This window comes from Streptomyces sp. NPDC058701, from assembly GCF_042715295.1.
Lineage (GTDB): Bacteria > Actinomycetota > Actinomycetes > Streptomycetales > Streptomycetaceae > Streptomyces.
In genome coordinates this window covers 93,890-108,311 of record NZ_JBHXSY010000012.1, presented here as the reverse complement: position 1 = coordinate 108,311, position 14,422 = coordinate 93,890, and the positions used below count along the sequence as shown (strand labels likewise).

The following is a 14,422-nucleotide window of genomic DNA, read 5'->3' as shown; positions in this document are numbered from 1 at the left end:
TGTTGTATAAATGGCTGGACCACCCCAAAAGCCCGGGCGTAGTCCGGGGGGGGGGGTAAATGGCTGGCGCCCCCCCCCCCCCCTTAGGCCCCGGCACCCGGAACCGGGTGCCGGACCTTCCGGCGTGGGGTGCAGCTCGTTGCTCAGCAGCGATGTCTGAGGCAGTCCTCCCACTGGCGGGCTCCGGACGAGGACGTGGGCGCCGTGCCGGCGCCGGTCCGCGCGGGCTCATCCCCGCCCGCCAGACGGATGGCGATCCGGTCGATGACGGGACGTGGGCTGGGTCCGGCGAAGTGGTTCACGAGAACGGTGAAGGCCAGAAGTCTGCCGCTCGCGTCCTCGACGTAGCCGGTGAGGGCGTCGACTCCGGTCATGCTGCCGGTCTTCGCGTGCACCTTCCCTTCCGCCAGGGTCCCGCGCATCCGCCCGGCCAGCGTCCCCCCGACCATCCGCCGCGGGTCGCCGGCGACCGGGAGAGCCCGGTACCAGGCGTCGTACCAGGGCTGGCGGCGGGCAAAGGTCAAGAGGGCCGTGAACTGCTGTGCGGACATCAGGTTGTAGCGGGAGAGTCCTGATCCGTCGGCCTGGTTGCGGTCCCCGTCCAGGCTGTTGGTTCGGAGGAATCGACTGACCTCTTCGAGGCCGGCCCGCCAACTGCCTTCGCCGCTCTTCATCCGGCCGATCTCCTTGACCAGGTGTTCGGCGATGCCGTTGTTGCTGAGTTTCAGAAAGGGCACGATCAGTTCGGCGAGCGGAGCCGAGTCATGTCGCGCGAGAACGCGCCCGGCCGACGCCGAACCATCCGCTCGCTGCTGCTCACGAACACCCACCCCGTACCGGCGGAGCGCCGCCGCGAACACGGTCGCAGTCACGGCGGCGGGATCGTCCACGGTGACCCACTCGTCAGCCGGACCGTAGTCCGCGGGAATACTGCCCGTCAGGCCGATCTGGTTGGTCCCCAGGTTTCTGACCGCCTCGGCGGTGAACTCGCTGCCCGGCGGCCCCGTGGTGACGCGACCCCTGAACTGGACGGGCGCGGCAGCGGGCGTCACGGTCACGCCTACGGGGCCTCCAGGCGCGGCCGGAGTCAGGGTGACCTTGACGGTTCCCAGGTCGAATTCCTCGTCCGGGGCGATGGTCAGTGCTGAGATCTGAGGGCTGAAGTAGTAGGGCTGGTCATCCCAGGCCCATCCCGGGCCGAGGGGGACGCTGTCGTATCGGGAATCGTCGAACAGCAGTCGTCCCGTCACCTGACGGATACCGGTGCCGGCCAGGTGCCGGGCCAGTGCGTCGAGGTCGGTCGCCAGCAGACTGGGGTCCCCGCCGCCACGCAGGACCAGGTCGCCGTGCAGAACGGGGCCGCTGCGACGCCCTGAAGTGCGCACCTCGGTGGTGAACCGGTGCTGCGGACCGAGCAGCTGAAGGGCTGAGGCAGCCGTGACCACCTTCAAGGTGGAAGCCGGCAGCATCAGCGCATGTTCATGGCGCTGGTAGAGGATGTGCCCCGAAGCGCTGTCCGCGATCTGCACCGAGGCGTGCGCCCCCGTAAGACGGGGGTCGGCGAGAAGGATGTCGAGGTCGGCGGCCAGGCCGGCGGGCGACGTAGCCGTGGTCCTGTCGCCGGCGGCACCTGGTGCGGGAGGCACCAGCAGTGCGGCCAGCAAGGCCGCGGCCGTCGGGAGCAGCACGCGGCGTTTGACGGCGGGACGCATCAGGCCTCCATCGTGTCATCTACGGATGCCCAGCGGCCCGGACAGAGTCCCGGCCACTGGGCGAGGTGTCCAGACGGTCAGTAGGAGCAGCCCGAGGCCGGCAGGGACCAGGGCGAGGGCGGCGTGACGCGGTCGTACAGGGCGATCAGCATCCGCTGCGGACAGACCGACACTCCGCTGCGGAAGATGCCGAAGTGCAGGTGCGGCCCGGTCGAGTGCCCGGTATTGCCGGTGTACGCGACCAGTTGGCCCGGCGATACACGTGCGCCGTCTGCGACGGTGCGACTGTTGAGGTGGCAGTACTGGTAGCGCACACCGTCGTCACCGTCGATGGCCAGCCCGAGGCCACACGGCTCATTCGTTCCGCCGTTGATGCGAGCGGTTCCGGAAGTGATGGCGAAGGCCTTGGTCCACTCCTCGACTGCGATGTCGTTCGCGGGGTAGTCGTGGTGTGGCCACAGCAGGCTCTCGCGGCCGCTGAAGACGGAGTTCCGCGGGATGATGAAGGCGTAGTCTCCAGCAGGGCCGGCGCTGGGGGCGGAGCCCAGCAGGTACTGCCAGGTCGTGACGCCGACGGTGGTGCCGCCGGTGAGCTGGTGGTCGGCCTTGTAGTCCTGGACGGCCTGCGTGGTGTCCGCACTGAAGATTCCGTCGGTGTCGATGTCGTAGCCGTGCTTGCGGAGTTGGAACTGCAGTGCGCGCACTGCGTCCGGCTGGGCCGACCCCGGGCCGATGCTGACGACGAGCTTCGACCAGGTGTCGGTGCCGACGATGCCGTCGCCGGCCAGCTGTGCCGACGTCTGGAAGGAGACGACGGCATCGCGGGTCTGCGCATCGAACTCCGCGTGCGCGGTGACCGTCTGCTGTCGCTGTCGGAGCAGGAACTGCAAGCTGGCGACGTCACTGCCGGTGGCGCCCTGTTGCAGCAGAGGCCACGTCGGGGCCGACGCCTGGGCGGGGACGGCGGAGGCCAGAGTCAGGAGCAGGGCCCCTATCACCATGGCGATCACGGAGCGTGCAGCCAGGCGGGTCGTGACTCGGCCGGGAGGAGCGAAAGATGATGAGTTGGGCATGACAATTCCTGTCTACGGGGTCGTGAGGGGCCGCCGCCTTTGACGACTGGGGATCGGCACCGACCGGGGGTCGCGGTCGCGCACCGGAGGCGGGCCGGTCGCAGGCGCTCCGAGGTGGAGCGCGAGTGGTGGGCACACCGTAGGGACCGCCGCCTCCCGCTCGGAAGGGACGAGATGTCGATGCGGCCTCGGGAGCCCTGGACTCTACGAACCCGGCGCTGCAGTGAATGTGGTGTGCATGCTCGGTAGCGGTTGCATGACTCGCCGGGCGGGCAGCCGCGGGGCACCTCGGGGCCGGTTCCGGCTCAGCTGCTTGTCGCCGCGGCAATCGTGGCCAACGGCCGGCGCAAGAATCCGCTCCGGGAGAACAGGGGGCCGGATTCAGATCGCCGGCTCCGATGATCGCGGCGTGTTCGCGCAGCAAACGGCCCGTTGGTATGGCCGTTGGTACGGCCCGTTGGTTTTGGTCATTGCCCTCTCGCCGTACCCCCGGTCTGACAGCACGGGGCTGACACCGGACCCGGGAGGCGGGGACCTCGCGCACGGCGACGCGCCCCGCCCCGCCCCGCCCCGCTCGGTGCTCACGATGGGCGCGACCCGGCCGCACCGGCCGTCGTCGACACCGTCGTGGCCGGCGTGCTGTTCTCGTCAGTGATGCCTGAGGAGGACTCCCGCGCCCTCGACCTGATCGCTGAAGCCGTGCTCGCGCAGGGCGTGCCACAGCGTTGCGGCGTTGATGGCGATCACCGGCTTGCCGAGTTCGGCCTCCAGCGCGTCTGCCTGGGCGACGAAGGAGAGGTTGGTGCCGACCTGCACGATGGCCTCGACATCCGGAGAGTCCAGCGACATGACCGTCTCCCGGATCCGGTCGGGCCCCACCTTGGCGATGTCGGTGGCGGTCCGGCAGCGCAGCCCGGTGATCGAGGCGACGTGGAAACCCGCCTCGGTGAAGAACCGGCCCACTTCACGGTCGGCGACGGGCTGGTACGGGGAGAACACCGCGAGCCGCTCGCATCCCAGTGCACGAAGGGCGGCCCGACACGAGCCCGCACCGGTGGTCACCGGCAGCCGGGTCGCCTCACGCAGTCGCCGTTCGAAGGCCGCGTTTCCCTCGACGCCGCCCCAGAAGGTCTCTGCGGACATGCCCATGACCATCCGGTCGGGCGCGGCGGTGAGCACGTCCCGGACGGCGGTGTCCAGCGAGCTCCTGATCTGGCCGAGCAGCGCCTCGAAGTCCCGGTCGCTGTCCATGGTGGGCCGGGCGATGTGCATCGAACCGGTCCGGTAGCTGATTCCGGGTACAGCGGCGGTCCAGTAGTCGTGCTCGACGACGGTGTTGGTGCTCGGCACGATGACCCCGAAGACGGCCCGGGGCCCCACGGTGTTGGTCACGAAGAGCTCCGCTCGGATCGTGGGTACGAGGGGGGTGCGGGGTCGTGCACGGGCCGCGGCGCCCCCGGACTCCCATGCGAAGCGAGCCGCCGTCGTTTCCTCCAGTGGAACCCTGTTCCGCAGAAAGGTAGGCGGAGCGCACCTCCTCGTCAACCTGCCGTACGAGGGGTCCCGCTCCGAGCGGAGCCGGTCGCGGTCCGGGCGCGTTCCCGGCGGATCTCCTTGAGGTAGCTCCTGGCGTCCACCTGGATCGTGTGGCGCGTCGAGGCGACGTACCGCCGCGCCGTCCGCTTGCCGTACGCGGCGATCTCCTCCCGCATGGCCTGCGGAGAGGGCAGGGCGCAGCGTCCGGTGAGGAGGTCGGCGACCCAATGGGACTGGGCTTCGGCCAAGGGCATGATCGCCCCCAGGGGCTGGATGAGGCCGATGAAGAAGAGTCCGGCGTGGTCGGCCGAAACGACGCGCCTGTAGAGGTTCACCGCGTTCTGGCTGGGGTCGATGAGGTGTCGGCCCAGGAAGGGGAAGTCGATGTCGTAGCCCGTGCAGTAGATCACTGCGTCGACCGCCTCCTCGCTTCCGTCGGTGAACACCGCCCGGTCGCCTTCGAGCCTGCTGATCATCGGTGTGACGGTGATGTCGCCGTGACCGAGCCGTGAGAGGAGGTCATCGGAAATGGTCGGGTGGGCGCCCAGCACGCCGTGGCGGGGCTCGGGGAGGCCGTAGCTGCTCAGCCGGCCGCGGCTCAGTCTCAGCAGCAGCGCGAGGCCCGACGCCTGAACGGCCAGGGGCGCGCGGGCGAGCCAGGAGCCGGTCAGGTGATCGGTGGGCGTTCCGAAGAGGTACTTGGGGAGGATGTGCGCGCCGCGACGCATTGCGAGAAGGGTGTGCCTGGAGACCCGGGAGGTCTCCACCGCGATGTCGCAGGCCGAGTTGCCGATCCCGAGGACGAGGACCCGTTGGCCCCGGAAGGGCTCGGGCGTGCGGTAGTCGTGTGCGTGCGTCTGGGTCCCGGTGAAGGAGTCGGAGCCCGGCAGTGCCGGGTGGGGCATGCGCGGCTTCCAGTGGTGGCCGTTGGCCACGAGTACGGCGTCGTAGACGCGGTCGGTCACCGCCGTGTCGCCGCGACGGCGCGTGGTGACCGTCCACTTGCTGTCGGCGGACTTTTCCACGCGGGTCACCTCGGTGCGGAAGGTGATGGACGGGCGCAGTCCGAAGTGGTCGACGAGGGCGTCGAAGTAGCGGGCGATGTGGAAGTGGCTCGGGTAGACGGGGTAGGCGTCCGACATCGGGAAGCAGGCGTATTCCATGACCTGCCGGGACGTGTTGATGTGCAAGGAGCGGTAGGCGGACGACATGCCGTTGTCGTTCATGTACCGCCAGTTGCCGCCGACTTCCGAGCCGCTTTCGTAGCAGTCGTAGGCGATGCCCCGTGCGGACAGGACCTGGCAGGCTGCTATGCCGGATGAGCCGGCCCCGATCACGCAGACGCGTTGCATGCGAACCCTCTCATGACCACCCGGTCACATGACCGGGTGGTCACAGGGTCGCGCTGCTCGTCGCGGCTGTCAATCAACGCTGCAGAAGGCCGAGTTGCGGGATGCGGAGGGACGGTGGGAGGTGCTGTCCGGCTCATTGACAGGATGTCGGGGGCGCTCCACTATGACCGGGCGGTCATGTGACCGCCCGGTCACATCGCGGGTCGACAACGCTGTCCGCGGTGTGGCCACGAGGTCCGAGCGCGGGAGCCGCGATGCCAGCCGCAACCTCGAACACCCCACCGCCCCGGGACGTCGACGTGCTCGTCGTCGGCTCGGGTTTCGGAGGCAGCGTCACCGCACTGCGCCTACGCGAGAAGGGCTACGGCGTCGCCGTACTGGAGGCGGGCAGACGCTTCCGGGACGAGGACTTCCCCCGCACCTCCTGGCGCGTGCGCGACTACCTCTTCGCTCCCCGCCTGGGCTGCCGCGGCATCCTCCGCATGACCCTGCTCGGCAGGGTCCTGGTCCTCACGGGCGCCGGGGTGGGAGGCGGCTCCCTCGGCTACGCCAACACCCTCTACGACCCGCCCCCGGCGTTCTACCAGGGCTCGACCTGGGCCTCCATCACCGACTGGCGAACCGAACTCGCCCCGTACTACGACCAAGCCCGGCGCATGCTCGGCGTCACGCTCAATCCCCGCTTCACGCCCTCGGACCAGGTCCTGCTGGACGCAGCCCGCGAACTGGGCCGCGCGCACACCTTCCGCCCCACCCCCGTCGCGGTACACCTCGGCCCGCCCGGCGCCCCGGCGGGGACGCGCGTGGCCGACCCCTACTTCGGCGGGGCGGGGCCGGAGCGGACGACGTGCCTGCACTGCGGCGCGTGCATGACCGGGTGCCGCCACGGGGCCAAGAACACCCTTCCCAAGAACTACCTCGGCCTCGCCGAACGCGCCGGTGCCGACGTCTGCGCCGAACGCACCGTCACCGACGTACGTCCCACCCCCGACGGCTGGCAGGTCACCTCCGTGCGCACCGGCGCCGTCCTGCGCCGGGACACTCGCACCACCACCTGCCGGCAGGTCGTCTTCGCCGCCGGGGCGATGGGCACCCAGCACCTGCTCCACCGGCTCCGCTCCTCCGGCGCGCTGCCCGGGCTCTCCCCGCGCTTGGGGTACCTGACGCGCACCAACTCCGAGGCCATCCTGGCCGTCCGCTCCCAGGACCCGGACGCGGACTTCACCCGTGGCGTCGCCATCACCTCGTCGATCCACCTGGACGAGGTCACCCACGTGGAACCCGTGCGCTACGGTCCGGGCAGCAACCTCCTCGCCCTCCTCGGCGCCACCCTGACCGACCCCGTCCCCGGCCGCTCCCGGCTCCTCGCAGGCCTCGCCGCGATGGCGGCCGGCGCCCGCCGGCTGCCCGCCCTCCACCGCCCCCGCCGCTGGGCGGAACAGTCGGTGGTGCTCTTGATCATGCAGTCGGTGGACAACTCGATCACCACCCGTCTGCGCCGCGGGCTCCTCGGCTCCCGGCTGACCAGCCGCCCGGGTGACGGCGCGCCCAACCCCACCTGGAGCCCGGCCGGCCACGCGCTGGCCCGTACCGCCGCACGGCAGAACGGCGCCATCGCCTGCGGAACCTGGGGTGACCTCCTGGACATTCCCGCCACCGGCCACCTCATCGGCGGCTGCGCCGTCGCCGACAGCTCGCACAGCGGGGTCGTGGACCCCTACCACCGCCTCCACGGCCATCCCGGCCTGCACGTCATCGACGGGTCCACGATCTCGGCCAACCTCGGCGTCAACCCCTCCCTCACCATCACCGCCCTTGCCGAGCGCGCGGTGGCCCTCTGGCCCAACCGCGGTGAAGCGGACCCCCGGCCGGCACCCGGCGCCCCGTACCGGCGGGTGGACCCGGTACCGCCCCGGAACCCCGCCGTACCGGCCGGCGCCCCCGGTGCGCTCAGGCTCGACCTCCGACCCACCGAAGGACACGATTCCGATGCCGACCTACCCTCCTGAGCCCTGGCACCTCGCCGGCCAGATGTACCTCTCCCTGTGGAGCGTCCCCAGCCGGGCCCTCCCGCCCCTCCCGGCCGGACTGCGGCCGCTCACCCTGGCGGGCCGAGCGCTGATGGGCGGGGCCTGGGTCGTCTACGAGAACGACAGCGTCCTGCACTACAGCGAACTCCTGTCCGCCGTCCTCGTCCGCGACGGCCGGAGGCCGCGGGTCACCATCACGGACATCTGGGTGGACAGCGGACCCTCACGGGACGGCGGCCGCGAACTGTGGGGCATCCCGAAGGAGATGGCAGAGTTCCACATGAACCGGGACCAGGGCTTTCAAGCCGCCGCCACGGCCGGTGCCGGTGTGCTGGGCCGGGCCTCCTTCCGCGGCCGGCTGCCGCTGCCCGGCCGCCTGCCCCTCTCGTACCACGTGGCCCAGACGCTCGACGGGCAGCTCAAGACCAGCCCGGTGCGCTGCCGCGGCACCCTCACCATTGCCCGGGGCGACTGGGAGGTCCCGCCCGGCAGCGAACTCATGATCCCCGCCCGGCGACCCCTGCTCAGCCTGATCCTGCGCGACTTCGGCCTCTCCTTCGGCAGCGCTCCGTCATCCGCCCCCGCCTCCCGTAGCCGTACGTAGGAAGGACCCGCGATGCCATCCACCACCGGCGACGCCCCCCGCACCCTCTGCGAAGCCTTCCAGCGGACAGTCGCCGCCCGACCGCACGAACCCGCGCTTCTCACGCTCGACGGACCACCTCTCGTCTGGAGCGCGTACGCCGAGCGGGTCGCCTCGGTCGGCGCCGCGCTCCGGCACGTGGGGCTGAGCCGGGGCGAGCCCCTGGCCCTGATGATGAGGAACCGACCGGAGTTCCACATCACCGACTGCGCCGCCCTGCACCTCGGTGCCGTCCCGTACTCCCTGTACAACAGCCTGCCCTCCGACCAGATCCACGACATCCTGGTCGGCTCCCGGGCCAAGACGGTCGTCACCGAACGCCGGTTCCTGCCCGTGCTGCGTGCCGCGGCCGTCGGGACGGAGGTGCGGCACCTGCTGCTGGTGGACGGTCCCGCGCCGGAAGCGTCGGACCTCGCCGACGTCGAGGCGGACGCGCCAGGCCCCCTGGACCTTGCCGAAGCGGGGAACAGCGTCGGCCCCGACGATCTGCTGACCCTTATCCACACCTCCGGTACCACCGGCAGACCCAAGGCCGTCGAGATCACCCACGGTGCGATGATCAGCCAGCTCGCGGCCACCCAGCAGGTCCTGGCGGTCACCGACCAGGACAGCCACATCTCCTTCCTCCCGGCCGCACACATCGCCGACCGGTGGGGCTCCCACTACACCAACCTGCTGTGTGGCACGAGCCTGACCTGCCTGGACGACCTCAGCCGGCTGCCCGAGGCCCTCGCGCAGGTCCGCCCCACCCTCTTCGGGGCCGTTCCCTCCGTCTGGCAGCGCATGCGCGCCGGACTGGAATCCAAGCTCGCCGACACCGACCCGGCCGTTCGCCGGCTGGTCGAGGAGGCCATCGCCGTCGGCGGCAGGCTGGCCGCCGGCCGCTGGGCGGGCGGCCTGACGGACCGGGACCGCGCGGAACTCCAGCAGGCCGATGCCGTACTGGCCGAGCTGCGCCGGCGCGTCGGCCTGGATCGTGCCAGGGTGTGCATCACCGGAGCCGCGCCCGCGCCTGAGGCTCTCCAGGCGTTCTTCCACGCGCTGGGCTTGCCCTTGTCGGATGCCTGGGGCATGTCCGAGCTGTCGGGCATCGCACTCATCAACCCGCCGGGCAGACCGCGCGTCGGCACCGTGGGGCGGCCCGTTCCCGGCGCCGAGGTCAAGATCGCCGAGGACGGTGAACTCCTGGTACGGGCTCCCTTCCTGATGCGCGGATACCGGGACGACCCCGAGCTGACGGCGCAAACCGTCGACCCGGAGGGATGGCTGCACACCGGGGACGTCGCCACCGTCGACGGGGAGGGCGATGTTCGGATCGTGGACCGCAAGAAGGACCTCATCATCAGCACCGGCGGCAAGAACATGGCCCCGGGCCGCATCGAGGGAGTCCTGAAGGAGTCTTCGCCCCTCATCGGCCACGCCGTCGTGATCGGCGACGGGCGACCCCACAACGTCGCCCTGCTCGTCCCCGACCGGGAGGCAGTCCTCGACTGGGCCCGCCGCGAGGGCATCAGCTCCCCGGCGCCGTGGGAGACTCACGCGCGGGAGCTCGAGGCCGTGCTCGGCGCGGCCGTCGAGGACGCCAACACACGCCTCTCGCGACCGGAACGCATCCGAGCGCACGCCGTGGTCGCCGAGCACTGGATACCCGGCGGCAGTGAGCTGACCGCCACGATGAAGGTCCGCAGGTCCGCCGTGACCAGCCGGTACCGGACCCTCGTAGAGGCGCTCTACGGCGGCACCGGGAGCGGCACCGGGAGCGGCACCGGGACGGTCCGGTGATCTCTCTGGGCTTGGCGGCACTCGCGGTCCTCCAGGTCCTCGCGGCCCTCGCCGCCTGGAGAACCGGCGGCAGCGGCCGCCTGACCGCCCTCCTCGGCTGCGCCCTCGCCTATGACTCGGCCGTCATCGCGGCGGGCCGGGTTCTCGGGGAGGGCGACGTGCTGGAGGTCCTGAGCGTCGGCCGTTTCGTCGTGCATGCCTTCGGGACGCCGCTCGTGCTGCCCTGCGCGGCCCTCGCCCTGCGCTGGGGACGCCGTGAGCTGGCTGCCGCGTGGGCCGGCGCCGTGATCCTGACGGCCCTCGGCGTCGCCATGACCCTGCCCGGGCTGGAGTTGGAATCGCGCCGCTGGGCGGACACCCTGCGCTACGCGGACGCGACCCCCGGGGGATTCCCGCTGGCAGCCGTCAGCGCTATCGTCCTGCTCTTCCTGATGGGCCTGGTCGCCTGGCTGCGCCATCGCCGGCCGTGGATCGCCGTGGGCGCCCTGGCGGTATTCGCGGCCTCCGCGGCTGCCTTCGCCGCGCCCCCGTTGGGAAACCTGGGCGAGGCGCTGATGCTCGCGGGCCTGCTGCTCACCCTTCGCGACGCGTGACGCCAGGTTAAGCACGCATGTGAAACAGTGTTTCACTGAAAGAAACGGCACGTGTCTTGGCAGGGTCGCGTCAATGTGGTTGGTTTGGTAACAGCGTTTCCCTCTCCGCTACCCCCACAGGAGGGCACCACCGTGATACGCACCCTGTTGCGCGCCGCTCCGGCCATCATGCTGGCCGTCGCCGCGACACTCACCGCCCCCACCGCCCTGGCGGCCCCGGCCCCCACCACCGTGGCGGCCGACCCCTCGGCTCCCGGCGCCTACCCGGTCGCCTGGACCGACCTCACCGTCAGCGCCTCGGGCCGCTCCTACAGCGCCCGCGTCTGGTACCCGGGCAAGACGGCGGGCGCCAACGCGGCCGTCGCCACCGGCCGCCACGCGGGCCTGGCCTTCGGGCACGGCTTCTTCCAGGACATCAGCAAGTACGAGAACACCCTGAGGCACTACGCCTCGTGGGGCTTCATCACCGTCACGCCCAAGTCGCAGGGCGGCATCTCGCCCAGCCACTCCGGGTTCGCCGACGACCTCAACGCCGGACTCGCCTGGCTGACCGCGCAGAACGCGGCCACGGGGTCGCGGTTCGCCGGCGCCGTCGACACCAGCCGCTACGCCCTCTCCGGCCACTCCATGGGCGGCGGTGCGGCCCTCCTCGCCGCCTCCCGCAACCCGGCCGTCAAGTCCGTCAGCACGCTGGCCGCCGCGGAGACCAACCCCTCGGCCATCGCCGCCGGCTCGGCCCTCACCATCCCCGCCCAGTACGTCGGCGGCAGCAAGGACACGGTCGCGGGCGTCGAAGGCCACCAGCGCAAGATGTACAACGCCAAGCCCGCACCCACCCAGCTGCGCGTCATCACCGGCGGCTTCCACTGCGGCTTCACCGACAGCAGCGGCTTCGGCTGCGACAGCGGCTCCGTCACCCGGGCCGAACAGCAGCGCCTCGTCCGCTCGGTGACCACCTCGTACCTGCTCTTCACCCTCGGTCTCGACAACTCCTACCAGGACCAGGTGTGGGGCAGCGCCGCCCAGAACCTTCCCGGCGTCGTGTACACCGCGAAGCCCTGACCCCCGCCGGTCCGGTAGAGCCGTAATCGATCAATGCCGTCCGGAGGTACACGATGACCGCCCCCCAGCCGCCCACCGTCTCCGACAGCCGGCGGCGTGCGTTCACCGTGTACCCCGGCCGGCCCCCCCTCCAGGTCCGCCTCGGCGCGGCGGCGCCGTTCGGCTGGTGGCCGGCCGTGTGCATCGCCCTCGTCGCGGCGGTCGACCGGATCGAGTACAACCTGCTCGCCGGCGCCCTGCCCAAGATCCAGGAGGAGTTCGGCTTCGGCGACGCGGCGGGCGGGGCCATCGCCACCGCCGGTTCGCTCGCCGCCGTCATCCTGCTCCTGCCGGCCGGCAAGCTCGCCGACACCGGCCGCCGGAACTGGACCGTCGCCGCGGTGGTGGCGGTATGGTCCCTGCTCACCGTGGGCACCGGGCTCGCCGGCGGCTACCTCGCCCTCTTCACCGTACGGATGTTCCTCGGCGCGGCCGGACAGCTCTACAACCCGCCCGCCTCCAGTCTGCTGGCCGACTACTACCCGGGCCCCGGCCGCACCCGCGCCTTCGGCTACGAACGCATGGCCTACTTCGGCGGCCTGCCGATCGGAGTCATCGCCGGCGGGGCCCTCGCCGAGAGCGTCGGCTGGCGCGTCGGGTTCTTCCTCGTCGCCATTCCCGGCATCATCGTCGCCCTGCTCGTCCTCACCCTGCGGGAACCCGTACGCGGGATCGGCGACCGCGTCAGCGTCTGGTACGCACAGGAAGCCGAGGGCGGTGCGGACCCCGGGCCGGCGGGCGGCCCCGAGGTCTCCGGGCGTGCGGCTCTTCCCCCGGGCCCGGCGAACGAGCCCGTGGAGCGCGCGGACGGGCCGCCGCGCACACCCCCGGCAGTGGCGCCGCCCGTACGCACCCAGGTACGGGAACTGCTGCGCATCCGCACCCTGCGCACCGTCATCACCGGCCTGAGCATCCTGTTCTTCGGGCTCGGCGGCCTCTTCTACTGGATGCCCTCCTACTACGACCGGTTCTTCGGCCTCGGCGAGGCGGAGGCCGCCGCCGTGGCGGGCGGCACCGGGCTCGTCGGCATCGTGGCCGGCATCATCACCGGCAGCTGGCTGGGCGACCGCGAACGCGGCATCCGCAAGGGCCGCCGGGTGGCCATCGGCGGCGGCGGGCTCCTGCTCGGCACCGTGGCGCTCGCCGGAGCCGTCGCCATCCCCGTCCTGATCCCGCAGGCCCTCTGCTTCACCCTCGCCAACTTCGGCTTCGCCGCCGCGCTGGCCAACCTCACCGCGGCCAACGCCGATGTGGTGGCCGCGGAGCGCCGGGGCCTCGGCTTCGCGCTCCTGCAACTCCTGGTCACCCTCGGTGGTTCCCTGGGCCCCTGGCTGATCGGCATCGCCTCCGACGCCACCGGTTCGCTCCGCACCGCGTTCCTGGCGGTCCTGCTTCCCCTGCTCGCCGGCTCCGTCATCGTCCTGCGCGGACGCAGCACCTACGACGCCGATGCCGCGGCCGCCGCACACCGGGTCGACGCGCCCGAGGCCCCCCACGCCGACACCGCCCCCACAGCCCCGCCGGCCTGAGCACCCCTCCCCGAACGTCCCGTCGCGTCACACCCCCGCACGGGCATCCCCGCACCGACGACAAGGAAGACCGGAAACCATGGCACACCCCACGCAGGTCGCGCAGCGCCGCGTCAGCCGGAGCCTCGCGGCCGGCATGCTCGGATTCGCCCTCCTGGCCGCCGCGGGCACCGCGGGCCCGGCGGTCGCCGCCGAGACACCGCAGAACCCCACGCCGGTCACCACCTTCGTGTACCCGGCGGCCGTCGGCGCCGACGCGGCCGACGTCTACTACCCCGAATCCGGCCACCGGCTCCCGGTCGTGCTGCTCCTGCAGGGCGCCAACGTGGACAAGAGCCACTACGAGGGATACGCCCGCACGGTCGCGGCCTTCGGCTTCGCCGTGGTGGTCCCCAACCACGTCCGCAGCGTGTTCGGCCGTCCCGGCCTGTGGGCCGCCTCCGACCAGGGGCTGACCGCGGTCGCCTGGTCCAAGGCCGAGAACACCCGGGTCGGCAGCCCCCTCGCCGGCCGCCTGGACCCCTCGTCCTTCGCCCTGCTCGGCCACTCCTTCGGCGGCGCCGCCGGCGTCGGCACGGTCCAGGGACAGTGCGCTCCGCCGTTCTGCTTCGGCCTGCCGCCGGGCGCCGTCAAGCCCGTCGAGCTGAAGGCCGCGGCGTTCTTCGGCACCAACAACGCCCCTCCCGGCGGTGGTCCGGTCGCCCCGATCAACAACACGGTGCCGGTCGCGCTGATCCAGGGCGACGCGGACGGCGTCGCCGCCCCGGCCGCCGCCCAGGGCACGTACGACGCGTTCCTCGGCAAGCCGAAGGCGCTGGTCACGGTCGCCGGCGTCAACCACTACGGCATCACCAACGTCCAGAACCCGGCGGGCGCCGCGCCCGACCCGGCGGCCCAGGCCGTCAGCCAGACCGACAGCATCCGCACCTCGGCCCGCTGGTCGGCCCTGTTCATCAAGGCAGCCCTCGGGGACGCCTGGGCCAAGTCCTACGTCCGCTACTGGGGCGACGGCTCCGACAACGCGGTAACCGTCCAACAGTCCAACTGACCCCACCACCCAGCGCCCGGCCC

At 71.7% G+C, this 14,422-nt stretch carries 11 protein-coding genes; 7 read left to right on the top strand and 4 right to left on the bottom strand.

From position 1 onward, the window contains the following. Positions 1-143: 143 nt before the first annotated feature. The 4 genes from dacB to ACFWW8_RS15785 all read right to left on the bottom strand — a co-directional run bounded on the left by dacB (position 144) and on the right by ACFWW8_RS15785 (position 5,673). Positions 144-1,712, bottom strand: coding sequence for a D-alanyl-D-alanine carboxypeptidase/D-alanyl-D-alanine-endopeptidase (gene dacB / locus ACFWW8_RS15800; protein ID WP_386528790.1), 1,569 nt, complete (start codon positions 1,710-1,712; stop codon positions 144-146). 77 nt (positions 1,713-1,789) lie between these two features. Further along, positions 1,790-2,713 carry a peptidoglycan-binding protein gene (locus ACFWW8_RS15795; RefSeq protein ID WP_386528787.1) on the bottom strand — a complete coding sequence of 308 codons (924 nt, stop codon included), beginning with the start codon at positions 2,711-2,713 and terminating at the stop codon, positions 1,790-1,792. 720 nt (positions 2,714-3,433) lie between these two features. Beyond that, positions 3,434-4,177, bottom strand: a complete 744-nt coding sequence (locus ACFWW8_RS15790; RefSeq protein ID WP_386528785.1) for a hypothetical protein — start codon at positions 4,175-4,177, stop codon at positions 3,434-3,436. A 149-nt stretch (positions 4,178-4,326) separates the two neighbouring features. Beyond that, positions 4,327-5,673, bottom strand: coding sequence for a flavin-containing monooxygenase (locus tag ACFWW8_RS15785; protein WP_386528782.1), 1,347 nt, complete (start codon positions 5,671-5,673; stop codon positions 4,327-4,329). A gap of 254 nt (positions 5,674-5,927) precedes the next feature. Here ACFWW8_RS15785 and ACFWW8_RS15780 point away from each other — a divergent pair, with 254 nt between their 5' ends. From ACFWW8_RS15780 to ACFWW8_RS15750, 7 genes are all read left to right on the top strand, one after another. Next, complete coding sequence (locus tag ACFWW8_RS15780) at positions 5,928-7,682, top strand: GMC oxidoreductase (RefSeq protein WP_386528780.1); 1,755 nt, start codon at positions 5,928-5,930, stop codon at positions 7,680-7,682. Then, a complete protein-coding gene (locus ACFWW8_RS15775) occupies positions 7,663-8,307 on the top strand; it encodes an acetoacetate decarboxylase family protein (RefSeq protein WP_386528778.1) in 645 nt (214 codons plus the stop codon). Before ACFWW8_RS15780 ends, ACFWW8_RS15775 begins: the two co-directional genes overlap by 20 nt. Positions 8,308-8,319: 12 nt before the next feature. Continuing rightward, a complete protein-coding gene (locus ACFWW8_RS15770; protein ID WP_386528777.1) occupies positions 8,320-10,128 on the top strand; it encodes an AMP-dependent synthetase/ligase in 1,809 nt (602 codons plus the stop codon). After that, entirely contained in the window at positions 10,125-10,721 is a 597-nt protein-coding gene (locus ACFWW8_RS15765) for a hypothetical protein (RefSeq protein WP_386528775.1), read from the top strand. The genes ACFWW8_RS15770 and ACFWW8_RS15765 overlap by 4 nt, the downstream gene beginning before the upstream one ends. Before the next feature lie 132 nt (positions 10,722-10,853). Further along, positions 10,854-11,783, top strand: coding sequence for an alpha/beta hydrolase family protein (locus ACFWW8_RS15760; RefSeq protein WP_386528773.1), 930 nt, complete (start codon positions 10,854-10,856; stop codon positions 11,781-11,783). A 53-nt stretch (positions 11,784-11,836) separates the two neighbouring features. Continuing rightward, the gene (locus ACFWW8_RS15755; protein ID WP_386528770.1) at positions 11,837-13,351 is read left to right on the top strand and encodes an MFS transporter; all 1,515 of its coding nucleotides are present in this window, start codon (positions 11,837-11,839) and stop codon (positions 13,349-13,351) included. A 79-nt stretch (positions 13,352-13,430) separates the two neighbouring features. After that, positions 13,431-14,399: a hypothetical protein gene (locus ACFWW8_RS15750; RefSeq protein ID WP_386528768.1), complete on the top strand. Its 969-nt coding sequence runs from the start codon at positions 13,431-13,433 to the stop codon at positions 14,397-14,399. The last annotated feature ends 23 nt before the right edge of the window (positions 14,400-14,422 follow it).

Excerpts from the sequence above, each read along its gene's own strand:
- ACFWW8_RS15775 (WP_386528778.1), top strand. The coding sequence starts at position 7,663 with ATGCCGACCTACCCTCCTGAGCCCTGGCACCTCGCCGGCCAGATGTAC.
- dacB (WP_386528790.1), bottom strand. The coding sequence starts at position 1,712 with ATGCGTCCCGCCGTCAAACGCCGCGTGCTGCTCCCGACGGCCGCGGCC.
- ACFWW8_RS15780 (WP_386528780.1), top strand. The coding sequence starts at position 5,928 with ATGCCAGCCGCAACCTCGAACACCCCACCGCCCCGGGACGTCGACGTG.
- ACFWW8_RS15750 (WP_386528768.1), top strand. The coding sequence starts at position 13,431 with ATGGCACACCCCACGCAGGTCGCGCAGCGCCGCGTCAGCCGGAGCCTC.
- ACFWW8_RS15785 (WP_386528782.1), bottom strand. The coding sequence starts at position 5,673 with ATGCAACGCGTCTGCGTGATCGGGGCCGGCTCATCCGGCATAGCAGCC.
- ACFWW8_RS15770 (WP_386528777.1), top strand. The coding sequence starts at position 8,320 with ATGCCATCCACCACCGGCGACGCCCCCCGCACCCTCTGCGAAGCCTTC.
- ACFWW8_RS15755 (WP_386528770.1), top strand. The coding sequence starts at position 11,837 with ATGACCGCCCCCCAGCCGCCCACCGTCTCCGACAGCCGGCGGCGTGCG.
- ACFWW8_RS15795 (WP_386528787.1), bottom strand. The coding sequence starts at position 2,713 with ATGGTGATAGGGGCCCTGCTCCTGACTCTGGCCTCCGCCGTCCCCGCC.